The following is a 23,216-nucleotide window of genomic DNA, read 5'->3' as shown; positions in this document are numbered from 1 at the left end:
CGCCAGTCTCAGCTGTCCTGGGCCGCCGTGAACGGCAGGCGGTGCAGCCGTTCCCCGATCCGGTTGCTTTCCGTGCGCGCCGCGCCTAGCCGGCGGAGTTCGCGGCTGCGGCGTTCGGCCAGCACCGCAGCCAGGTAGTCGTCGGGAGTGGTTCCGGGCGGCGGCGACGGTGCCACATACCCGGACATCTCGGTGGCGAGGGCTGCGGCCATGCCGCTGCGCGACAACGGCGACATCCGCGGCGCCTGGCGCACGAACTGGGCGGCACGGCGTCCCAGGGCATCCGGAATCCGGCCGATGTCCGCGGCTTCTGCCCAAGCGGCCAGGTGCCGCGGCGTGACGGGGACGATTGCGGGTTCCACCGGGACGCGGCGGCGCAGCGAATAGGTGCCAGCCACGATGTCACCCAGCCGGCGGGACCGGCCGTCGAAGAGGGCTACAGCAATGGCAACGCCGCCGAAGGTCAGGTAGATCTCCAGGAAGCCGATCAGCGCCCTGATGACCGCGTGGCGGAAACGGATAGCCCCGCCGTCGTCACGCACTATCCGCAGTCCCGCCGCCAGTTTCCCGAGCGAGAGGCCTCGGGTCAGGGTCTCCACGGTGGCCGGGACAATGACGAAGCAGAGAACCACGCTGACCAGGGTGAGCGCCGCGGCGGCCGCCTCGTCCAGCTCATCCCGGGCGGCGCCCATTGCCATCAGAATGGCGATCAGCAGCGCGGCATGCACCACGACGTCGAGCAGCAGGCCCAGGGAGCGGGCGGCGAAGGACGCCGGTCGGAGTTCAAGGACGACTGCCTCGCCTGTGATGAGTGGACTCAATTCCTGCCCCGTACGTCGTTCCGGCCACCGGTCGCCTTAGTCTAGTTCTCCGCAGGCTAGGGTAGGAGCGTGGACATGGACGCCTTCTCCGCCGTCAACTCGGACACGTGGTCGCGGCTGCATCACCTTGCGAACAAGCGGCGCCTGAGCGGTGCCGACGCCGATGAACTGCTGCGCCTGTACCAGGTCACCTCCGCCCATCTCTCCCTCCTGCGTTCCACCGGGCCGGAAAGCGGCCTGTCCGCATCCCTGTCTGCCACGCTGGCGCAGGCGCGCACCCGCTTCACCGGTGCGCGGTCGAACTTTATGGAAGACCTGGCACAGTTCTTCGTGCTCTCGCTTCCGGCCGCCCTGTACCGGATCCGCTGGCTGACGGTGGCCTGCGGCGCCGCGTTCTGCCTTGTAGGCTGCGCTTTCGCCCTGTGGATTGGCACCTCGCCCGAGGCCCTGCGGGCCGTAGCCTCGGAAGCGGAAGTCCAGCGGTATGTCGAGCAGGACTTTATCGACTACTACTCAGAGAATCCGGCGGCGTCGTTCGCTGGCGCCGTCTGGACCAACAACGCCTGGATCAGTGCCCAGGCCGTGGCCCTGGGCATCACCGGTTTCTGGGTGCCCATGATCCTGTTCAGCAACGCCCAGGGTGTGGGTGTGGCCGCCGGGATGTTTGCCGCGGTGGGAAAGACGGACGTGTTCTTCAGCTACATCCTGCCGCACGGACTGATGGAACTGACGGCAGTTTTCGTGGCCTGCGCGGCCGGGCTGAGAATCTTTTGGGCCATGGTCTCGCCGGGCACCCGGACCCGGTCACGCGCCGTCGCAGCGGAGGGCCGGTCCATGATCACGGTGGCGCTTGGCCTGGTGCTGGTCCTGTTTGTCTCCGGTCTGGTGGAGGGTTTCGTGACGCCCAGCACGTTGCCGGTGTGGGCGAAAATCAGTATCGGCGCGGCCGTGCTGGCGGCATACTGGTCATATGTGCTGGTGTGCGGGGGACGGGCCCACCGCTCCGGCGCCCGCGGAGACCTGGGGAGCCAGGACTCCGGCTACACAGAACTTGCAGCCTGATTATTACCGCCAGCCGATTATTCACGCAGGTGGCGGGGTGGCACATCGCGGTGCCGGAGCGGCTGACGGTAGGCTCTTGAAGAGATACAAAGCGCTGCGTGGCCCGGCATCCCCGGTGACCATGGAGCGTGGACGCCTACGGAAGTGAAGCTGCAGTGAAAGACAATACTCCGACACCGTCCGGACGCCTTAATCCGCGGCTGGATCCGGCGGCGGGCCCCGCCCTGGATCCCGCGGAGGACACCGACGAGCCGGCGTTTGAATGGATGAAGCCCGCGACTGCAGCGCGCGCCGCCGAGGGGCAGGGCGCTGCCGGCACGGCAGCCGGTCCCGCTCCGGCAGCCGGTTCCACTGCGGCAGCCGGTTCCGATGCGGCCCAGCCGGAAAGCCGTGCTGACCGCAAGGCTGCGGAGGCGGCCGCTGCCGGGAACGCCGAAACTGACCCGAACGCTGAGCCGGGCCTGCGCGCGCCGGCAGGACCGGGCGCTGCGCCCGGCCGGAACGCGGAGGCGCGCCAGCCGGCCCGTTCCTCCGCCGTGGGCACCCACTACAGCGAGCCGCTCCCCACATCCGCCCTGCAGATCCGTCCCCCGCAGGAGGAAGTGGAGCGCCGCAACGCCGAGCGCGAACAGGCAGCCAGGGCCAAGCCGGTGCTGCCGCGGTTCTTCCAGGTCCTGCTGGCGATTTTCTACCCCGTGATCCTGCTGGTCCTGGCCGTGCGCGCCGTGACCAGCCCGCTCTTCCTCTGGGTCGAATACCACCGGCCCGGCTTCCCCGGCGACGGCTACGGCTTCAACGCGGACGACCGCATGACCTACGGATCCTACGCCGTGGACTACCTGGGCAACTGGTCCGGTCCGCGCTACCTGGGCGAACTGGTCAACCGGAGCGGCGAAAAGCTGTTCAAGGACGGCGAAGTCAGCCACATGGCCGACGTGAAGCTCGTCTTCCTGTCCGCCTTCGGAGCCGGGGCACTGCTGGTCCTGATCAGCATCATCGCCATCATCTACCTGCGGCGGCGCACGCCCGGCGGAGTCCGCCGCGGGCTGTTCGCCGGTTCCATTGTGACGCTGGTTCTCATCATCGGGCTGGGCACGCTGGCCGCCCTCGGCTGGCAGCAGTTCTTCACCGAGTTCCACCGCATCTTCTTTGCCGCCGGCTCCTGGACGTTTGCGCTGGAGGACACACTCATCCGGCTCTTCCCCGGGCAGTTCTGGATCGACGCCGGCCTGGTCATCGCCGCCCTTGTCCTGATCACCGCCGTGGTGACGCTGATCCTGACCTGGCCCACCCGCCGGCGCCGCGGACTGGCCCCGGCCAGGAAGGCCCGCAAGGATGAGGACGCGGATGGCAGCGACGTGAATGACGACGCCGACGACGCTCCGGAGACAGGCACAGCGCGGCCCGTGAACCTGTAGCGGCCTGATGGCAGTACAGGTGACCGGGCCGGAGGGCCTGCTCAGCCGTACAGCTGTTCGATTTCCGCTTCAAAGTCCTTGACGACGGCGGCCCTCCTGAGTTTGAGGGAGGGCGTCAGGTGCCCGGACTCCACGGTGAAGGCGGCATCCAGGACCCGGAACTTGCGGATCGATTCGGCCTTGGACACGAGGCTGTTGGCCTGGTCCACCGCATCCTGGATGGCACCGCGCACCGCCGGGTCCGTGCAGGCTTCCGCGGGGCTGAGCAACGGAACGCTGTTCGCCGTGCACCAGTGGCCGAGGCCCTCGGGGTCGAGGTTGACCAGGGCGGAAACGAACGGCTTCCCGTCACCGACCACCACGGCGTGGCCCACGAGCTGGTGTTCGCGGATCTTTTCCTCGAGCGGCCCGGGAGCAACGTTCTTACCCGCAGCGGTGACCAGCAGGTCCTTTTTGCGGCCCGTGATGGTGAGGAACCCGTCGGCGTCCAGGGAACCCAGGTCCCCGGTGCGGAAGAAGCCGTCCGTAAACGCTTCGGCGTTGGCTGCCTCGTTGGCGTGGTAGCCCTTGAACACGCCGATGCCGCTGACGAGGATCTCGCCGTCCTCAGCGATGCGGATGGTGGTGCCCGGCGCCGGGATCCCCACCGTGCCCACCCGGGCGAGACCGGCGGTGTTCACCGTGCACGGCGCCGTGGTCTCCGTCAGGCCGTAGCCTTCGAGCACGGCGATCCCCGCACCCCTGAAGAAATGCGCATCGCCGGCGTTGAGCGGGCTGGCGCCCGAAACGGCGTACTTCATGCTGCCGCCGAACACCTGGCGGAGCCGGGGATACACAAGGCGGTCGAACAGTGCGTGCTGCGCCCGCAGCACGGCGCCCGGACCACCGCCTTCCCCACGCCCGGCAGCATCCAGCGCTTCCGAGTAGCGGACCGCCACCCCAGCGGCGGCACTGAACAGCCGCGACTTCCCGGCGTCCTTCGCCTTCTGTTCCGCGCCGGCACGGACCTTCTCGAAGATGCGGGGAACAGCCAGCAGGAAGGTTGGCTTGAAGGTTTCCAGATCATCCATCAGCTGCGCGGCTCCGGAGGCGTGGCCAAGGGTCACTCCGGCCGTCAGGCACACCACCTGGACGGCACGGGCCAGCACGTGGGCCAACGGCAGGAACATCAGGGTCCTGGCGGCCTCCTGCTGCAGCAGCTCGGGCAGGAAGACCACGATGTTCCTGGCCACGAGGGCGAAGTTGCCGTGCGTGATCTCGCAGCCCTTTGGCCGGCCGGTGGTGCCGGAGGTGTAGACGAGGGAGGCGACGTCCGGCAGCGCAGCTGCGGAGCGGTGCCGCTCCAGCTCGGCGTCCGTCACCCCGGCCCCCGCGGCGGCCAGGCTGGCAAGGTTGGGGGCTTCGCCGTCGTAATCCATCCGGACCACCGGCACCAGGCGGCCGGCCAGCACGCTGGAGGCGGACAGGACCTGGTCCAGCAGCGCCGCCTTCTGGCGGTCCTCAACGAAGACCCGCCCGGCGCCGGAGTCGGACAGGATCCACTCCACCTGGCTGGCCGAGGAGGTTTCGTAGATGGGCACGGTCACACCGCCGGCAAACCAGATGGCGAAATCCACCAGCGTCCACTCATAGCGGGTGGCGGAGAGGACGGCGACGGTGTCGCCGGGTGCCAGGCCGCCGGCGATCAGGCCTTTGGCCAGGGCTGTGACCTGGTCGAGGAAGTGCCCGACGGTGACGTTTTGCCAGCCGCTGGCGTCCCGGCGGGCGTAGACGGCGTGAGAAGGATTGTGCCGGTAACAGTCCAGGAGCAGGTCGGTGACGTTGCTGCTGTCCTCCAGGGCAACCATCAGTTCCGTGCTTGCTTCCCTCACGGGCGGCTCTCCATTTCGTTGATGATCACGTCCGGGTTCCACCTGCAATCGTGCCTCAGATCCAGGAAGGCATCCACATTCTGAGGCGCCAGTCCTGGTAGGTGATCATTTCGGCGGTCCAGACGGGGTAGAAGAAGGCCGAGATCAGGACCGCGGCAACGAGGAACAGGGCCACCCCGTACAGCCCGGAGCGCCGGCGCCACGGCGGGTCGGTGGTTTTCCCCAGCACCAGGCCCAGGCAGTACACGAGCGCCAGGACCAGGAAGGGCTCGAACGACACCGCGTAGAAGAAGAACATGGTGCGCTCCGGGTACATGAACCACGGCAGGTACCCGGAGCCGACGGCGGCCAGGACCGCCCCGGCGCGCCAGTCGCGCCTGCCCGCCCACCAGAACAGCAGGACCACGAGCGAGATGGCAGCGCTCCACCAGATCAGCGGGTTGCCGACCGAAAGGATGGCCGTGGTGCAGTGGGCGAAATCGCAGCCCGGGGTGCCCTGCTTGGGGGACTCGTAGAAGAACGAGGTGGGTCTGCCCATCACGAGCCAGCTCCAGGCGCTGGCCTCGTACGGGTGTTCCGAGCTGAGCCCCTGGTGGAACTTGTAGGCCTCAAGATGGTAGTGCGCCAGGGACCGCACGGAGTCCGGCAACCAGCCCCATTCCGCGCTGGGGTTTGTCTCAGCCCACCTCCGGTAGTAGGCATCCGTGGACCGGAACCATCCGGTCCAGGTGGCGGCGTACGTCACGGCGGCCACAGGAACGATGCTGAGGAAGGCCAGGAGCCCGTCCTTGATGATTCCTGCGCTGATCCAGCCCCGGATGCCGGCGGTCCGGCGGGAGCTCAGGTCCCAGAACACAGTCAGGAGCCCGAACCCGGCCAGGAAAAACAGCGCTGACCACTTGGTGCCGACGGCCAGGCCCAGGCAGATGCCTGCCACAACCCGCCACCAGCGGACGCCCAGCCATGGGCCGGACAGCAGTTGGAGCGCCGATGGCCTGCCGGTGGGGGAGGCGGCCGCCTGCCCGCCGAGCCTGGCCGCGAGCCGGCGCCGGCCGTCGTCGCGGTCCAGTAACAGCGCGCCAAACGCGGCCAGGATCCAGAACATCAGGAAGATGTCCAGCAGGGACGTGCGCGACATGACAAGGTGGTGGCCGTCGACGGCGAGCAGCAGGCCGGCCGCCGCTCCGAGAACCAGGGAGCCGAAAAGTTTCTGGGCTATCAGTGCGAGGAGGGCGACGGACAGGGTTCCGGTCAGTGCGGCGGCGAACCGCCACCCGAAGGGGTTGTCTGCCCCGAAGAGCCACATGCCGGCTGCGATCATCCATTTGCCCACGGGCGGGTGCACCACGTATTCGGGGGTGTTCAGCAGCACGTTGGGGTTGCCGGCCACGAACGCGTCGTTGGCCTTGTCCGGCCAGCTCCGCTCGTACCCGCTCACCAGCAGCGAGTAACCGTCCTTGACGTAGTAGGTCTCGTCGAACACGAGGCTGCGGGGGACATCCAGCCGGACAAACCTCAGGATCCCGCCCACGACGGCAGTCAGCGCCGGAACCAGCCAGAACCAGAGCCGGAGCGACGGCGGGTAGTCCCGCCAGGTGCGGATGCCGCCGATCAGGCGCCGGGTGAGGGCGTCTGCCGTGAAGGCCTCCGAGGGACGGCTGATCCAGCGCTTCCCGTGCGGGCCACGGCCTTCCGCGGCGGGTGCGGAAGCCGGGGTGCTTGCTGGTTCGGCCCCGTCAGGCCGCACGGAGGTCTGTGTCACGAGCCCATGCTACCGTTTGCGGCTTGTCGTGCGGCTTGGAGTGCGGCTTGGATGGGACCCGGCGGCAGTAGGCTGGATCCGTGGACCATGATGCGAGCAGCGCCCCTGACAGCACTTCCGACCTTCCCGGCAGTTCCGACCCTTCCAGCAGCGCAGAACCAGCCGGCGCCGCAGAATCGGCCGGCAGCGCAGTACCGGCCGGCGCCGCGGGCAGAGGCGAGCAGGACCTCGGCAGCGGGGGTCCTGGGCGGATTGTCCTGGCGGCAACACCCATCGGCAACGTGGGCGACGCTTCGGCCCGGCTCGTGGAGCTGCTGGCAACGGCGGACATCGTGGCGGCCGAGGACACCCGTCGCCTGCACCGCCTGGTGCAGAGCCTCAACGTCGCCGTGAGCGGGCGGATCATCAGCTACCACGAGCACAACGAGGCCACCAAGACCGCGGAACTCCTGGAACAGGTCCGCTCCGGAAAAACCCTCGTCATGGTCACCGACGCCGGCATGCCCGCAGTCTCCGACCCCGGCTTCCGGCTGGTCGAAGGCGCAGTGGCCGCCGGCCTCAAGGTCACGGCCGTCCCCGGCCCCTCCGCCGTCCTCACCGCCCTGGCCCTCTCCGGCCTGCCTACCGACAGGTTCTGTTTCGAAGGGTTCCTCCCGCGGAAGGCCGGTGAACGCGCTTCGCGCCTGGGGGATCTTGACGCCGAACGCCGCACCATGGTCTTCTTCGAGGCACCGCACCGGCTGGAGGCCATGCTGCGGGCGCTCCACGAGCGCTTCGGCCCGGACCGGCGCGCGGCGGTGTGCCGCGAGCTCACCAAGACCTACGAGGAAGTCCTCCGCGGATCGCTGCGCGACATGCTGCAGTGGGCGGAGGCCAACGAAGTGCGCGGCGAGATCGCGGTGGTGGTGGCAGGCGCGCCGGAGCGTGCACCCGGCTCGCCGGAGGACGGCGTGGCCGCCGTCAACGAACTAGTGGCCAAGGGCGTCCGGCTCAAGGAAGCCGTGGCGGCCGTCGCCGAAGAAACCCGCGTGAGCAAGCGGGAACTGTACTCCGCCGTGCTCGCCGCCCGGTGACATCCGCACTCTGGTAGGTCTTGCCCTGCTGACCCCGCCCCGGCGGCCCTGACTTACCCTGAGCCGGCGGCCCTGACGCGCCCGCAGCGCGGACCAGGAGAGACGCTCCCAGCCGCCCCGCGATGCCGCCGGAGCTGCTGTGCAGCTGCACAACAAATGGCCGGACGGGCAGTGCGCCGATGCGTAGACACTGCCGAGATCCCGGCAGTACCGTGGCTTTAATCCAGCCAAGCAAGCAGCGGGCGGCAGGCGGCGGCACGCCGTGTGCAGGAGCTGCACATAACCGGCAATCCGATTGCTGACGAGGGAGTCACCGTGTCTGTTACCACACAGTCCACTGCTACCGCAGAACGCGAAAGCGAATTGCTCGCGTCTGTCCCCACCGGCCTGCTCATCAACGGCGAGTGGCGTCCTGCGGCGTCGGGCAAGACGTTCGACGTCGAGGATCCCGCCACCGGGAAGACACTGCTGAGCATCGCCGACGCGTCAGCCGAGGACGGCGCCGCTGCCCTGGACGCGGCCGCCGCTGCCCAGGAGTCATGGGCCAAGGTGCCGCCGCGCGAGCGTGGCGAGATCCTGCGCCGGGCTTTTGAACTCGTCACCGAGCGCGCCGAGGACTTCGCGTTGCTGATGACCCTGGAAATGGGCAAGCCGCTGGCCGAAGCCCGCGGCGAGGTCACCTACGGCGCCGAGTTCCTGCGCTGGTTCTCTGAGGAAGCCGTCCGCGCCTTCGGCCGGTACTCGGTCTCCCCGGACGGCAAGTCCCGCCTGCTGGTGACCAAGAAGCCGGTGGGTCCGTGCCTGCTGATCACGCCGTGGAACTTCCCGCTGGCCATGGCCACCCGCAAGATCGCCCCCGCGGTCGCGGCCGGCTGCACCATGGTCCTCAAGCCCGCGAACCTGACGCCCCTGACCTCCCACCTGTTCGCAGCCGTGATGCAGGAAGCGGGCCTGCCGGCCGGTGTCCTGAACGTCATCAGCACCACCAGCGCAGGCGCCACCACCGGCCCGCTGGTCAAGGATTCCCGGCTGCGGAAGCTCTCCTTCACCGGTTCCACCGAGGTGGGCCGCCGCCTGCTGTCCGACGCCTCCGAGACGGTCCTGCGGACCTCGATGGAACTGGGCGGCAACGCCCCGTTCGTGGTGTTTGAGGACGCCGACGTCGATGCGGCCGTTGCCGGGGCCATGCTGGCCAAGCTGCGGAACATGGGTGAGGCCTGCACCGCCGCGAACCGCTTCATCGTGCACGATTCCGTCGCCGACGAATTCGCGGAGAAGTTCGCCGCGAAGATGAAGGAGATGACCACCGCCCGCGGCACCGAGCCCGAGTCCAAGGTCGGCCCGTTGATCGACGCGAAGAGCCGGGACAAGGTGCACGAGCTGGTCACCGATGCCGTTGCCTCCGGCGCCACGGCAGTGGTGGGCGGCGCCCCCGTCGAGGGACCCGGGTACTTCTACCAGCCCACCATCCTCAAGGGGGTCACCGAGGGAACCCGGATCCTGTCCGAGGAGATCTTCGGCCCCGTCGCCCCCATCATCACCTTCTCCTCCGAGGACGAGGCCGTCCGCCTGGCCAACAACACCGAATACGGCCTCGTGGCCTACGTCTTCACGAAGGACCTGAACCGCGGCATCCGGATGGGCGAGCGGCTCGAGACCGGCATGCTCGGCCTGAACGCCGGCGTCGTCTCCAACGCCGCGGCACCCTTCGGCGGCGTCAAGCAGTCCGGCCTGGGCCGTGAAGGCGGCCTGGAGGGCATCGAGGAATACCTCTACACGCAGTACATCGGCATCGCCGACCCCTACGCCGGCTAAGGATATTTTCCGGACAAACAAGGAACGCACCTGCGGCAGGAAACCTGCTGCAGGTGCGTTCTTTTGCGCGGATGCGGCCAGCCTTGCCTGAGTCAGGCCGGTGGAGCAGCGTTTAGCGGGCTGCGGCCCGGACGCTTGCGTACTCCTCGCGGGAGACGGGCGTGGCGTCCGGTGATCCCAGCTGCTGGAGCGGAATCCGGTGCGTTTCCCTGGCAGACCAGGCCGCTATGGCCCCGATGACGGTGATGCCGAAGCAGATGGACCCGACGGTGAGCGGAACATTTGCCGAGCCCGGGGGAGCGACCACCGCAAAGAGGCTCGGCAGGAAGGACGTGATCAGGAGCCCGATGTTCTGGGAGATGGCAAACCCGGTGACCCGCGTGCGGGAGGGAAAGAGCTCCTGGAAGAAGCTGGCGAACGTGGCGTTCCAGACCTGGTACAGCGTGCCCCACATGAGGATCGCGAGGACGATGGTCAGCGGCACGTTGTTCTGGCTGACCGCGTAGAGGTACCCGTAGGCCAGCGCACCGGAGCCCAGCGAACCGACGATCATCAGCGGCCGCCGGCCGAACCGGTCCGAGAGGTCGCCGAACCAGGGGATGAGGGCGAGTGCGATGACGTTGGCCAGCACCGGAATCCAGAGGTAGACCGTGGTGCTCATGCCGATGCCGTACCCCGGCTGCGTGGCGTAGGCTGCGCCGAACACTGCGACGGTGACGCCCACAACGTTGACCAGCGTCATGCAGACCGCCCGCACTACGTTCAGCCCGCTTTCGCGCAGCACCTGGACCACCGGCATCCTGGGAACGTCCTTGTGCGCCTTCTCCTCCACAAAGACGGGCGTTTCCTCAACCCGGCGGCGGATCATGTAGCCGGCGAACACCACCAGGGCGCTGAGGAGGAACGGGACACGCCAGCCCCATGCGTGGAAGTCGTCCGCGGACAGCACAGCCGAGAGCGGGAGGAAGACGGCGGCGGCGATGATCTGCCCGGCCTGGGTGCCCTGAAGTGCGAAGCTTGCATAGAAGCCGCGGCGGCCGAACGGTGCGTGCTCCACAATCATGGCGCTGGCTCCGCTCAGTTCCCCTGCCACGGCGAAACCCTGGACGAGGCGAAGCACCAGCAGCAGGGCCGGGGCCAGTATGCCGACTTGACCATAGGTGGGCAGCAGGGCCACGGCGAAGGTCGAGACGCCCATCAGCAGCATGGCCAGGACCAGGACGTTCTTCCGGCCGTGCTTGTCACCCCACTGGCCAAGGACGAATGCCCCGATCGGGCGGGCGACATATCCCACCGCATAGGTGCCGAGTGACGCGATCAGCGCGACGGTCGGGTTTCCGCCCGGGAAGAACACCGTCGGAAAGACCAGGGCTGCGGCCTGGGCGTAGATGAACCAGTCGTAGTACTCAAGGGCGCTGCCCACCCAGCCGCTGGCGGCAGCTTTCCTGGTGCTGCTCGTCCGGTGCGTGCCAGCGTGAATCGATTCAGTCGTAGTCCGCAGCTTGCGTGTGTCGCTCTTCATATCGTCCTCCTTTGGACAAATCGTCTGCCCCGCCGGATTCGCCCCGTCGCTGGGTGTCGGATCAGGTGGGAGGTTGCGCTCCGCGCCGCCAAGGCTGCGGCAGGTCCGCGGACGACTTTTCTGGTTTCCCAGGCTTTGGATGTCATCTGGAATGCGCTTTCCCGTTTCTCAAAGATAAGGTGGCGGCGGTCACATGTCAAACGTTGGGAATGTCGGCAGGATGGCGGCGTGGCGGCAGCCGGGCGGCCCGGGCCGTGCCGGCGTTCCTGCCGGCGGCTAGCCTTCCCGTAGACGCCGGAGGCCGCTGCGGGTTCTGCGCCACAGCACCGACGCGGCGTGCCCCACCCGCAGCGCCGCCCGGCCCAGGACGCGGACAGGCCATCCAGCCACGGCTCCCCAGCGGAAGAGGACCGACGGCGGCAGCCAGTCGGCGCGAAGCCGGCTGACCATGCCGGCATTGCGGCGCAGCGCCTGCCGCACCCGGCCAATGAGTTCGACGGCGGTTTCCTCCGGCAGGCCGCGGCGCGTGGCGTCCTGGCCGGCGGGCCGGCCGTACTGATGCCGCTCGTAGGCATCCGTCAGGACCGCCACGGCCTCGGCGGTCCCGGCGTCGGGCCCCTCTCCGCCGCCGGTGCCTGCTCCGCTGCCGGGTTCTGACCCGGCCCGCTGTCGCACTGCCGCGGAGCCGCGCAGCCGGGCAGAGAACGTCCGCGGAGTCTCGCTCGGCTCAGGACGCACTCCGTAGTCCGTAGCCAAATCCTGGAGTTCGGACCAGACGAGCGGCGGCTCCGCCAGCCGGTTCCTGCCGGTGCCCGTTCCCCTGAGGCGCCTTGCCCTGATGCCTCCGCGCACCAGGCGGGGTGAGGCGGCCAGGAGGACCAGCAGCAGAACCCCGGCGGTGCTGTAAAGTGCGGGCGCCAGCTGGTTCCCGGCGTCGGCCGTTCCGCTCCCCGGCAGTGGGAGCGGGGCCGGTGCCTGCGCCGACGGTGCCGTGGCACCGTTGCTCGGCACCAGACCGTCGTTGTTCTGGTCGTTGGTGCTGGCGCCTCCGGACGTTGAGGAGTCCTGGGCGTAGGGCGGGACCACGCCACGCGAGGGCGTGGGTTCGAACGGAACCCAGCCGAGGCCCTGGAAGTACAGCTCGGGCCAGGCATGGGCATCGCGGGCGTCAACTTCGAACTCCGGGAGCGCTCCCTGGCCGGCGACAGACACCGTGGCACCGGTCAGCCTGCCCGGCGCGTAGCCGACGGCGATCCTGCTGGGGATGCCTTCAAGCCGGGCCATCACCGCCATGGCGGACGCGAAGTGGATGCAATAGCCGCTCTTCTGGGTCAGGAAATCCGCCAGGACTGATAGCCCGTTCCCGTCATAGCCGCCCTGGACCGGCGACTCCAGGGAATAGGTGAAGCCCGGCCCGCGCAGGAACCTCTGGATCGCCATCGCCTTGGCGTAGGCTGTCCGGCTGTTGGCCGTGACGGACTCGGCGGTGGTCCGGACGATGTCCGGAACGTTCGACGGCGGCCGGATGAACTCATCGGGGATTCCCCGGACAGGGGCGGAGGACGCGTCCAGCAACTCCGTGGTCAGCTTCGGCACCGAGGACTGCACCAGGTACTGCTGGTCCCGGGAGTTGGTGTCGGTGCCCTTGATGCTCAGGGTCGCAGGGTCCCAGCTCCAGCGCCCGGTCAGGCCGTTGACGGATTCCGGGGCGTAGGGGACGGGGAGGTAGGGGCTGGTGAAGTCCCCGGTGTTGACCACCGTCACCTGCCGGGTCTGTTCGGGTGCCAGGATCTCGTGGCCCACATCCATCCGTCCGGTGCCTGCCCGGCGGCCGGCATTGCGGTCGTCCGGGGACCAGGACTCGCCGTCGAAGCGGTCCACCGTGACCGAGCGGAGGTAGAGCGGCGTGGTGGAGTTGGTGGCGTACGTGATCCTGCCCTCGCCCGTCGGGGTCCGCAGGCTGTTACCGAGGCTGATCATCGGGTTAAGTCCTGTGGCCGTTCCCCAGGGGTTCAGCCGGGAGCCCTGCGGAAACGTGCCCTGGTCGAAGCCGGGAACCACAAGCTGCAGCAGCAGCGTGACCGTCAGCGTCACGGCTCCGGTGAGGGCAGCGCGCCTGACCTGCCCCGGGTTGCGGGCCGTGTCAGCCTGCGTCCTCGCATCAGGTACGAACCATTGGCTGCCCGCGAGGATCATCAGGTAGCCGGCCGCCGTCACCACGAATCCCAGCCATCCGACGCTCTGGGGCTTGATCATGGCCGGCACAACCAGCACCGCCAGCAGGCCGAGCCCGCTCGTGGCGGGCATACCCAGCGGAAGGGCCAGCGCATCCACGAGGATGAGGACGAGTCCCAGCGCGGCGCACGCCACCAGGACGATACCGGCGTTGGGCGCCACCGGCGAGCTCTCGGCCAGCACCGTTTCGCTGGCCCGGCGAAGATGCCTGCCCAGCGCGTCGAGGGTGGCTTGGGAGGGGAGGAAACCCGCAATGCTGTCGCGTCGGAAGAACGTGAACGTCAGGATGAGGGCCAGGGACACCAGGCCCCCCGCGGCCACCAGCAAGGGCGGGGCACGGAACGTGCGGAGCAGGGCCATGGTCAGCGAGACCACCACCACCATGGTCACCACAGGCAGGAACCACGCCCAGCCCCGAAGGACGCCGTTGAGGGACAGCGACGCGCCCAGGACGGACAACGCCACTGCGCCGGACATGACCCACGGAAAGACGCCCGCCCCGAACCGTCCGCTCCCCGGGGACGCCGGAGCGGTCTGCCGCTGGGCGTCGGCCCCCGACGGCCGCTGTGATGTCAGTGTCATCGCCCTACCTCCGCACCGCGCCGTACGTCCGCCGCAGCCGTCCACATGGCGGCATCGCCCTCGTCGAAGTACATCCAAGCGGCCGGCAGCGAGGTGGACGCCTCGACGGCAACAGCGCGCCAGCCGCCCAGCCGCAGTGCCTCAAGCACGTCATGGCAGTCCGCGGGTTTGTCCGTGATCACCACGGCAAACGCGTTGGCGGCGTAGCCGGCCGCCGGTGCCAGGGCACGCGCCTCCGCGAGTGAAATCTTCCCCAGCAGCGCCAGGACCGGGCCGCGCATCCGGTGGGCCGCGAGTTTGTCCATGAGGCGGTCGTCATAGACGGACTGGGCCGGATCGGCGCCCCCCGCATGGTCGCGGCGTCCAGTATCGTGCTCCCTGCGCGCGTGATGCGGGCCGGTCAACTGGATCGCGGCAAGGCTTTCGGCGATGGACTGGAGGCCGGCCGCGCCGCTGTACTCCTCGTTGTCGGGCTCCGGGGCCGAGGACGAGCGGTGGAAGGCAGGCTCACCCGCCGCGTCCAGGAACCGCAACGAGTAATTGAGTTCGGCGAGGTGGGCGCCCACGGACATCGCCGCCGTGACAGCCCACTCGAAGGTGTCGCTGGTGACGAGGTCGCTTCCGTCCTCGCCCGGGCTGCCGAACACCGAGCCGTAGCCCGAGGAATGGGCCACGAACCGGTGGTCCAGGATGACCGTGGCCTCGGGTGTGGTGACCGATTCCTCCTGCCGGACCATGAGCGAGCCGTGCCGGGCCGTGGCCGGCCAGTGCACCCGGCGCATCGGATCGCCGTGCCGGTACTCGCGCGTCATGACGTCGTCGTCGCTGGGGTTGGCCCTGGTTCGGGTGGTGGTGATGCCGTCGTTGCCGCGCGCGCCGGCCAGGCCGGTGGACGGAAGTTCGACGGCGGCCGGCGTCACGGTGAGGGTGTCGCCGTCGTCGATCGAGTGGCGGTGCAGTGACAGCCCGAACGGATCCGTGAACTCGGCGGTGACGGGGCCGATGGTGAACTGTCCGCGCTTTCCCGAGCGCAGGTGGTACTCGTAGCGGCTGGTGCCGCCCGACGCGGACCTGGCGGGAAAGCGGAACGCGGGGGATTCGCCGAACCGGGGCGGCAGCCGCTCCTCCATGATGACCCGGCCTGTGCCCAGCCCGGTCCGGGCGACGGCGAGCCGCACCGTGGTGATCGAGTCTGTCTCGACCGTGGAAGGGCTGAACTCCCGGTACACCCGGAACCGCGGCTTGACCACCCTGATGCCGGCCAGTGACACGAGCGGCAGGACAACCAGCAGGACGCCGAGGGCCAGGAGGTCGCGGCGGCCCATGACCTGGGCGCAGAGCAGCGAGACGGCGCCGGCCGCCAGGAGCCCCCAGCCCCGGGAGCTGAAGAGATGTCGGGGGAGGCTGTCCAGCAGTGCCACGGCGGCGGTCCTGACTAGCGGCTAGGGCGGAGTCCGGGTGAAGTCCGTCCGGTCTTTGCCGTGTCCGTCATCTCCCGGCTGACGGGGATCCGGGCAAGGACGCCGCGGATCACGCCCTGCGGGGTCTCGCCCGTGCTGGCGGCTTTGCGGTCCAGGATGATCCGGTGCGCGAGCACCGCCTCGGCAACGGCCACGACGTCATCGGGCAGCACGAAGTCACGGCCGTCGAGCGCCGCCGTTGCCTTCGCGGCCCGGAGCAGCTGCAGCAGGGAACGCGGGCTTGCCCCGAGGCGCAGCATGGCGCTGTCACGGGTGGCCCGGCCGACGGCCACGGTGTACTCCTTCACGGCTTCGGAGACGAACACCTGCTGGACGGTGGCGATCATGGCGGCGACATCCGTCGCCGTGACGACCGCCTTGACCCGGGCTAGGGGGGACTCGGCCTGGTGGGTTTCGAGCATTTCGATCTCGGAGTCCTTGTCCGGATATCCCATGGAAATTCGCGCCATGAAGCGGTCCCGCTGGGCCTCCGGGAGCGGATATGTCCCCTCCATTTCGATGGGGTTCTGGGTGGCCACCACCATGAACGGTTCGCCAAGCTTGTAGGAGTGTCCGTCCACCGTGACCTGGTGCTCCTCCATGCATTCGAGCAGGGCGGACTGCGTCTTGGCCGAAGCCCGGTTGATCTCGTCGCCAATCACGATGTTCGCGAACACGGCACCCGGACGGAACTCGAACTGGCGCGAGGACTGGTTATAAATGGAGACGCCGGTGACATCCGACGGGAGGAGGTCGGGTGTGAACTGGATCCGGCTGACGGAACAGTCGATGGTGCGTGCCAGTGTTTTGGCCAGCAGCGTCTTGCCCACCCCGGGGACATCCTCCAGGAGCAGGTGGCCCTGGGCGAGGAGGACCGTCAGCGCCAGTTTCGCGGCCTCGGCCTTGCCGTCGATGACGGTGTTGATGGCACTGAGGATGCGTTCGCTGGCGGCCCGGAAAGCCGGGGCTTCCAGAGGAACCGTTTTGTGTCCGTTGAGGGGGTTGACGTTGCGCGCAGCACTTCCAGTGAAGCCCTGTCCGCCGGGAAGTGCTTCGTCGATCGTGATGCGTCGGTGCGGTTCCATCGGCAACCTTTCAGCCCAGAATGAAGCGGAACGAAGCGGCGGAGGTCTGCCGTTGCCCTCGTTGGGCGCTCACATCCGTCCGTATCCAGCGTACTAACACAACTGCCGTGGCTAACAGAGAGTTCCCCGTAAATCTCCGGGCAATGCCGAGCGTAGTCTCCGGGTCATGCCGGGGGGATGGGATGCGGCCCGGGCAGTGGAGAAGACGCGGCCGGGCGGCCGCTAGGCTGGAGGAATGCGGCATTCCCTGACTCCCAGGCCCTACCGGGCGCCCGGCAGTGACGGCTCCGGCAAGCGCGGTTTCCCGCCGGCCCCCGAACCGTTGCCCGTTCCCGTGATGGATAACCACACGCACCTGGACTTCCCGACTGACGGCGTCCGGGTGGACATCGCGGCTGCCCTCGATGCAGCTGAAGCCGTAGGTGTCTGCGGCGCCGTGCAGGTGGGCTGCGACCTCGAATCCTCCAGGTTTACCGTGCGCGCCGTCGACGTGGATCCGCGGCTTTTGGGGGCAGTGGCCCTCCACCCGAATGACGCACCGGACTACGCGGCCCGCGGTGAGCTGGAGGACGCCCTGGCGGAGATCGAGGAGCTGGCCGCCCACCCCCGCGTGCGCGCCATTGGCGAAACCGGCCTGGATTTCTTCCGCACGGAAGGGGAGGGGCTGGCCCATCAGCGCTACTCGTTCCGCCGGCACATCGACATCGCCAAGCGGCTGGACCGGACCTTGCAGATCCACGACCGTGACGCCCACGACGCCGTGGTCCAGGTCCTGCGCGAGGAGGGCACCCCGGAACGGGTGGTTTTCCACTGCTTTTCCGGGGACGCGGAGCTAGCCCGGATCTGCAACCGCGAAGGATGGTTCATGTCCTTCGCGGGGACGCTGACCTTCAAGAACGCCACGAACCTCAGGGAGGCGCTCGCCGTGGCCGATCCGGAGCTGGTGCTGGTTGAAACCGACTCGCCGTTCCTCACCCCGCATCCGCACCGGGGCCGCCCCAACGCCAGTTACATGGTGCCGTACACCGTGCGGGCGATTGCGGAATTGACAGAAACAGACCTGTCCGAGCTGTGCGGCCAAGTGAGCACAAATACCGTGCGGGCGTACGGATCCTGGGACTAGGACCGAGCACGCCGCATGCCGGGAAATGCATACCTGGTAGGCAAATATTTTGGATGCTTTATAACGCTTCGGTTACAGTGAAAAACTATTAGCCGGGGTCGGGGAAGGCCTCCGGATGATGTAACTCACTTTCGTGACAGGCAGGGCGCCCTCGGATGTCCTGCCATGTGAGTGTGGCGACGCACATGCCTGCGGCCTGCTCCGGCTTGTCCGGAGCCACCATTTCGGTGTCCGCCGCGGGTTCCCCTGTGCGTTTTTCCCCGTGCCCGGATGGCTCAAAAGTTACGGGCAATCGTGGTCAACTTCTTCACGTCAGACGGCAAGTTCAGTTTCATCAAGGTCGGCACGCAGCTGGTGGTGCTCTCGGCCCTCGTGCTGGGGCTCGTTGCCTTTGTGGGCAGCAACAAGACAGTCACCCTGAACGTCGACGGGAAAGTCAGCTCCGTCCAGACCTTCGGCGGCACCGTCGAACAGGTGGTGAAGAGTGCAAATGTTGAACTGCACCCGGCCGACCGCGTCTCTCCGACGCTGGACGCCAGGGTTGAGAATGGCTCCGTCATCAACGTGAACATGGCGAAGGCCGTGAAGGTCAGCCTGGACGGTGCAGAGAAGACCGTGAGCACCACGGCGCAGGACGTGGCCGGGCTCGTGACCCAGCTCGGCGTCGCCAGTTCGTCGGAGCTCTCCGTGCCGAAGAACGCGCAGCTGGCCGTGGACGGTTCGTTCGTGGCCATCTCGACGCCGAAAACCGTCAGCATCATTGCCGATGGCAAGGCCAAGAAAACCACCACCACAGCAGCCGACGTTGGCGAGGTCCTCAAGGACGCCGGGATCAGGCTCGCCGCCGCAGACCGGACGTCGCAGCCGGCACACGCCCCCGTGGTCAACAACATGGTGATCAAGGTGTCCCGGGTGGCCGGCAAGACCGCCACCGTCACCGAAGAGGTCGCGTTCCAGTCCCTCTCCACGGACAGCGCCACCCTTCCCAAGGGTGAAGAGAAAGTCACCCAGGAGGGCGTTCCCGGCGAGACGACCCTTACCTACAAGCTGGTCCTGGTCGATGGCCGTGAGGCATCCCGGACGCTCGTCTCCAAGACCACCACCCGCGAGCCGGTAACCGAGAAGATCACGGTCGGCACCAAGGAAGAGCCCAAGCCCGCAGCAGCCGCCGAAAGCGGTAACACTGGGGCGGCAGCCCCGGCCATGATGAACGCGGGCATGTGGGACAAGATCGCCCAGTGTGAATCCGGCGGCAACTGGTCCATCAACAGTGGCAACGGCTACTACGGCGGCCTCCAGTTCGATGTCCAGACCTGGATTGGCGCCGGCGGCGGCGCCTACGCCCCGAACGCCAGCCAGGCATCCAAGGCGCAGCAGATCGACATTGCCAACCGCATCTACGCGGAGCGCGGCCTGCAGCCGTGGGGCTGCGGCTGGGCTGCCAGCAGCTAAACCACCGGCGCCGGCAGTCGCCGGCGCAGGAAACCCCTCGCCGCCGCGGCAGCTGACCACAGCCGCGGCGGCCGCCAAGGCCGGGCCCGGAACTAACGGGCCCGGCCTTCGCCGTCCCCGGCGAACACAGAACCCCGTTCCATATGGAGCAGCGGGATAGGATACCTAGGTGACTGACCCGACCCCCGCCGCCTCCGGCACCGCGCCCGCTCCGCTGTTCGGTGCCTCCGATATCCGCAGGCTGGCCGGAGAGATCGGCGTCCGCCCCACCAAAACACTTGGCCAGAATTTCGTCATCGACGGCAACACCATCCGCAGGATCGTGACCGCGGCCGGCATCGGCCCGGACGAGACGGTCCTCGAAATCGGGCCCGGGCTGGGGTCGCTGACGCTGGGGCTCCTCGACGCCGCCAAGGCGGTGGTCGCCGTCGAAATTGACCCCGTCCTTGCTGCGAAGCTGCCGGAGACCATCCGGCAATGGCGGCCAGAGTCCGCCAACAACTTCCACCTGGTCCTCGCCGACGCCATGAAGGTGACCGAACTGCCGGCCGAGCCCACGGCGCTTGTGGCCAACCTGCCCTACAACGTTGCGGTGCCGGTGGTGCTCCACCTGCTGCAGCACTTCCCGTCCATCCGGCACGGCCTCGTCATGGTCCAGGACGAAGTGGCCGACCGGCTGGCCGCCGAACCGGGATCCAAGATTTACGGGGTGCCCTCGGTCAAGGCCGCGTGGTACAGCAGCATGCGCAAGGCCGGCATCATCGGCATGAATGTGTTCTGGCCTGCACCCAAAATCCAGTCCGGCCTCGTGGCCTTCACCCGGCGCGAGCCGCCGGCCACCACCGCCAGCCGCAAGGAGGTTTTCGCCGTCATTGATGCTGCCTTCGCGCAACGCCGTAAGACGCTCCGGGCAGCCCTGGCAGGCTGGGCCGGCAGCGCCGCCGAAGCGGAACGCTGCCTCGTCGCGGCCGGGGTGGACCCCACCGCTCGCGGCGAAGTGATCGATATCGCTGCGTTCGCGAGGATCGCCGAAGCCCGCAACGCCTCGGACGACTGATGGCGCTCCACGGCCTGAGGGGCCGCTTTGCGGCGAGGACCGTCCGGGTCAAGGCTCCGGGCAAGGTCAACGTCTCGCTGGATGTCGGGCCGCTGCGGCCGGACGGGTACCACTCCGTGGCGAGCGTCTACCTGGCGGTGTCGCTGTATGAGGAAGTCGCGGCCACCAGCACAACATCCGACGGCATCACCGTCAGCATCAGCGCCGACAGTACGCTGGACCTCGACGGGGTGGACATCCCGCTCGACGAACGGAACCTCGCCTACAAGGCAGCGGCCATCATGGCCGACGTGTCCGAACACTCCACCGGCGTGCACCTTGAAATCACCAAGCGGGTGCCCGTGGCGGGCGGCATGGGTGGTGGGTCCGCGGATGCTGCCGCCACCCTCCTGGCCTGCGACGCGTTGTGGAACAGCGGCCTGTCCCGGGACGAACTCGCCCAGCTCGCCGCCGAGCTCGGGGCTGACGTTCCCTTCGCTCTCCTGGGCGGCACTGCCGTGGGGCTGGGCGTGGGCGATGACCTGTCGCCTGCGCTGGCAAAGGCGCAGATGGACTGGGTTCTGGTCACGGCAGAGTACGGACTGTCCACCCCGGACGTTTTCCGCACCCTCGACCGGCTCCGCGATGCCGAGGGCCTGGACATCGAGGAGCCCTCGGCCGTGGACCCGAAGATCCTGCAGGCTCTGCGCAGCGGCGACGCCAATGCGCTGAGCAGGGTGCTGGTCAATGACCTCCAACGTGCGTCCATCGACCTCGCTCCCGGGCTCCGGGACACCCTCGGCCTGGGAGAATCCTGCGGGGCCATTGCCGGGATCGTTTCCGGCTCCGGACCCACCGTGGCCCTGCTGGCACACAATCCGGAGGCGGCGGAAAACCTCGCCGGGGAGCTCCAGCACAAGGGCCTCAATGCACTGGCCGTCCATGGCCCCGTGCCCGGCGCCCGCATCATCTCCGATACGCTCCTTTAATACTTTCCACCAACACACCAGAAAGCAGTTCCCCGTGGCACACCTGCTCGGCGGCGAGAACCTCACGGTTTCGTTTGCAACCCGTACCGTCCTCGACGGCATTACCCTCGGCCTGGAAGAGGGCGACCGGATCGGCATGGTGGGCCGCAACGGTGACGGCAAGTCGACCCTTATGCGGCTGCTGGCGATGCGTTCCACCCCGGATTCCGGCCGGGTGACCAAGCGCGGCGATGTCAACATCGGCTACCTGGACCAGAGCGATGTGCTCGACGCCGACCTCACTGTGGGTGCAGCGATCGTGGGCGACCAGGCCGACTATGAATGGGCCCGCAATCCCCGGATCCGCGAGATCATGGGCGGACTGGTGTCCGACGTCGACTGGCACGCCAACGTGCACGCGCTGTCCGGCGGGCAGAAGCGGCGCGTGGCGCTGGCCAAGCTGCTGATCGAGGACCACGACGTCATCATGCTCGACGAGCCCACCAACCACCTCGACGTCGAAGGCGTCGCCTGGCTGTCCCGGCACCTGAAGACCCGCTGGCGGGCCAACCAGGGCGCCTTCCTCGTGGTCACCCACGATCGCTGGTTCCTGGACGAGGTCTGCACCAAGACCTGGGAAATCCACGACGGCATCATGGACCCTTTCGACGGCGGCTATGCCGCGTATGTGCTGGCCCGCGCCGAACGCGACCGCGCAGCGTCCGTGATGGAAAGCAAGCGCCAGCAGCTCGTCAAGAAGGAACTCGCCTGGCTGCGCCGCGGTGCACCGGCCCGCACAGCCAAGCCCAAATTCCGGATCGAGGCGGCCAACGCCCTGATCGCCGACGTACCCGAGCCGCGGGACTCCACGGCCCTGAGCAAGATGGCCACTGCCCGGCTCGGAAAGGACGTCCTGGACCTCGAGCACGTCTCACTGGACCTCCTGGGAGGTGATGACGGGCAGAAGCTTTTCGATAACATCACGCTGCGGCTTGCGCCGGGCGAGCGGCTGGGCCTGGTAGGCGTCAACGGCGCGGGCAAGACCACCCTGCTGAAGCTCCTCAACGGCGAGATTCGGCCAACCTCCGGGAAGTTCAAGCGAGGCAAGACGGTGGTCACCGCGGTCCTCACCCAGGAGGTCAAAGAGCTCGACGACGTCTCGGACCTGCGCGTGATCGAAGTGATCGAGCGCGAAAAGCGCTCCTTCAACGTCGGCGGCAAGGAATTCACCGCCGGGCAGCTGGTGGAGCAGCTGGGCTTCACCAACGAGAAGCAGTGGACCCCGGTCAGGGACCTCTCCGGTGGCGAACGCCGGCGGCTGCAGCTGCTGCGCCTGCTCGTGGGTGAGCCGAACGTGCTGATGCTTGACGAACCGACCAACGACCTCGACACCGACACCCTCGCCGCCGTCGAAGACGTCCTGGACGGCTGGCCGGGCACGCTCGTGGTGGTCAGCCACGACCGGTACCTTCTGGAACGGGTGACGGACCATCAGATGGCGTTGCTGGGCGACGGCAAGATCAGGGCCCTCCCGCGCGGCGTGGACCAGTACCTCGAACTCCGCGAGAATGCCCTCGCCGGCTCCACGGTTGCCGGCGGCGGGAACCCGGTCACCGGCCCGTCCGCCACCGGGGCGGCGGCCCCGGCCGGACCGTCCGAGGCCGAAAAGCGCGACGCCCGCAAGGCCAAGAACCGCATCGAACGGCAGCTGGGCAAGCTCGAACAGCAGGAGAAGAAACTCCACGAGCAGATGGTGAAAAGCACCGCCGACTCCGACTTCGACGCCCTCGCCGAGCAGAACAAAAAGCTGAAGACCCTGGCCGAAGAACGCGAAGCCCTGGAACTCGAGTGGCTCGAGGCCCTGGAAGTCCTCGGCGAGTAGCCGGTTCCGGGTTTTTGTCCAGACATTGGCCGCTAAAGGCGGGAACCCC

At 68.1% G+C, this 23,216-nt stretch carries 16 protein-coding genes; 9 read left to right on the top strand and 7 right to left on the bottom strand.

Features of this window, described 5'->3' with window-relative positions; genetic code table 11:
• Positions 1-8 precede the first annotated feature (8 nt).
• The gene (locus tag ACFRAU_RS15675; RefSeq protein WP_378000613.1) at positions 9-821 is read right to left on the bottom strand and encodes an RDD family protein; all 813 of its coding nucleotides are present in this window, start codon (positions 819-821) and stop codon (positions 9-11) included.
• A gap of 69 nt (positions 822-890) precedes the next feature.
• Here ACFRAU_RS15675 and ACFRAU_RS15670 point away from each other — a divergent pair, with 69 nt between their 5' ends.
• Together ACFRAU_RS15670 and ACFRAU_RS15665 are read left to right on the top strand one after the other, a co-directional pair.
• Positions 891-1,883, top strand: coding sequence for a stage II sporulation protein M (locus ACFRAU_RS15670; protein WP_377995278.1), 993 nt, complete (start codon positions 891-893; stop codon positions 1,881-1,883).
• A gap of 155 nt (positions 1,884-2,038) precedes the next feature.
• Entirely contained in the window at positions 2,039-3,301 is a 1,263-nt protein-coding gene (locus ACFRAU_RS15665) for a TIGR01906 family membrane protein (RefSeq protein ID WP_378000612.1), read from the top strand.
• Between the two features lie 41 nt (positions 3,302-3,342).
• Here ACFRAU_RS15665 and ACFRAU_RS15660 read toward each other — a convergent pair whose 3' ends face one another.
• Together ACFRAU_RS15660 and ACFRAU_RS15655 are read right to left on the bottom strand one after the other, a co-directional pair.
• Complete coding sequence (locus ACFRAU_RS15660; protein ID WP_378000611.1) at positions 3,343-5,172, bottom strand: AMP-dependent synthetase/ligase; 1,830 nt, start codon at positions 5,170-5,172, stop codon at positions 3,343-3,345.
• A 55-nt stretch (positions 5,173-5,227) separates the two neighbouring features.
• Complete coding sequence (locus ACFRAU_RS15655; RefSeq protein ID WP_377995275.1) at positions 5,228-6,934, bottom strand: dolichyl-phosphate-mannose--protein mannosyltransferase; 1,707 nt, start codon at positions 6,932-6,934, stop codon at positions 5,228-5,230.
• An 80-nt stretch (positions 6,935-7,014) separates the two neighbouring features.
• Here ACFRAU_RS15655 and rsmI point away from each other — a divergent pair, with 80 nt between their 5' ends.
• Both rsmI and ACFRAU_RS15645 read left to right on the top strand, forming a co-directional pair.
• Positions 7,015-8,007 (top strand): 16S rRNA (cytidine(1402)-2'-O)-methyltransferase, encoded by a 993-nt coding sequence (gene rsmI, locus ACFRAU_RS15650; RefSeq protein ID WP_378000610.1) that lies wholly within the window; start codon positions 7,015-7,017, stop codon positions 8,005-8,007.
• A 315-nt stretch (positions 8,008-8,322) separates the two neighbouring features.
• Positions 8,323-9,822, top strand: coding sequence for an NAD-dependent succinate-semialdehyde dehydrogenase (locus ACFRAU_RS15645; RefSeq protein WP_378000609.1), 1,500 nt, complete (start codon positions 8,323-8,325; stop codon positions 9,820-9,822).
• Positions 9,823-9,934: 112 nt separating this feature from the next.
• Here the strand turns inward: ACFRAU_RS15645 and ACFRAU_RS15640 are convergent, their stop codons facing one another.
• The 4 genes from ACFRAU_RS15640 to ACFRAU_RS15625 form a co-directional block, all read right to left on the bottom strand.
• Entirely contained in the window at positions 9,935-11,344 is a 1,410-nt protein-coding gene (locus tag ACFRAU_RS15640; protein WP_377995272.1) for an MFS transporter, read from the bottom strand.
• A gap of 276 nt (positions 11,345-11,620) precedes the next feature.
• Positions 11,621-14,161 carry a transglutaminaseTgpA domain-containing protein gene (locus ACFRAU_RS15635; protein WP_378000608.1) on the bottom strand — a complete coding sequence of 847 codons (2,541 nt, stop codon included), beginning with the start codon at positions 14,159-14,161 and terminating at the stop codon, positions 11,621-11,623.
• Positions 14,158-15,582 (bottom strand): DUF58 domain-containing protein, encoded by a 1,425-nt coding sequence (locus ACFRAU_RS15630; RefSeq protein ID WP_378000607.1) that lies wholly within the window; start codon positions 15,580-15,582, stop codon positions 14,158-14,160. The genes ACFRAU_RS15635 and ACFRAU_RS15630 overlap by 4 nt, the downstream gene beginning before the upstream one ends.
• A 14-nt stretch (positions 15,583-15,596) precedes the next feature.
• Positions 15,597-16,706, bottom strand: coding sequence for an AAA family ATPase (locus tag ACFRAU_RS15625; protein ID WP_378000606.1), 1,110 nt, complete (start codon positions 16,704-16,706; stop codon positions 15,597-15,599).
• A gap of 235 nt (positions 16,707-16,941) precedes the next feature.
• Here ACFRAU_RS15625 and ACFRAU_RS15620 point away from each other — a divergent pair, with 235 nt between their 5' ends.
• The 5 genes from ACFRAU_RS15620 to ACFRAU_RS15600 all read left to right on the top strand — a co-directional run bounded on the left by ACFRAU_RS15620 (position 16,942) and on the right by ACFRAU_RS15600 (position 23,167).
• Positions 16,942-17,829 (top strand): TatD family hydrolase, encoded by an 888-nt coding sequence (locus tag ACFRAU_RS15620; protein WP_378000605.1) that lies wholly within the window; start codon positions 16,942-16,944, stop codon positions 17,827-17,829.
• 294 nt (positions 17,830-18,123) lie between these two features.
• Positions 18,124-19,281 carry a ubiquitin-like domain-containing protein gene (locus ACFRAU_RS15615; RefSeq protein ID WP_378000604.1) on the top strand — a complete coding sequence of 386 codons (1,158 nt, stop codon included), beginning with the start codon at positions 18,124-18,126 and terminating at the stop codon, positions 19,279-19,281.
• Between the two features lie 169 nt (positions 19,282-19,450).
• The gene (gene rsmA, locus ACFRAU_RS15610) at positions 19,451-20,338 is read left to right on the top strand and encodes a 16S rRNA (adenine(1518)-N(6)/adenine(1519)-N(6))-dimethyltransferase RsmA (RefSeq protein WP_378000603.1); all 888 of its coding nucleotides are present in this window, start codon (positions 19,451-19,453) and stop codon (positions 20,336-20,338) included.
• Positions 20,338-21,306: a 4-(cytidine 5'-diphospho)-2-C-methyl-D-erythritol kinase gene (locus tag ACFRAU_RS15605; protein WP_378000602.1), complete on the top strand. Its 969-nt coding sequence runs from the start codon at positions 20,338-20,340 to the stop codon at positions 21,304-21,306. Before rsmA ends, ACFRAU_RS15605 begins: the two co-directional genes overlap by 1 nt.
• Positions 21,307-21,340: 34 nt before the next feature.
• Positions 21,341-23,167 (top strand): ABC-F family ATP-binding cassette domain-containing protein, encoded by a 1,827-nt coding sequence (locus ACFRAU_RS15600; protein ID WP_378000601.1) that lies wholly within the window; start codon positions 21,341-21,343, stop codon positions 23,165-23,167.
• The last annotated feature ends 49 nt before the right edge of the window (positions 23,168-23,216 follow it).

It is taken from the genome of Arthrobacter sp. NPDC056691, from assembly GCF_042791415.1.
In the GTDB taxonomy this organism is placed as follows: Bacteria; Actinomycetota; Actinomycetes; order Actinomycetales; family Micrococcaceae; genus Arthrobacter.
The sequence above is the reverse complement of the archived record's forward strand: the minus strand, read 5'-3'. Positions and strand labels throughout refer to the sequence as shown.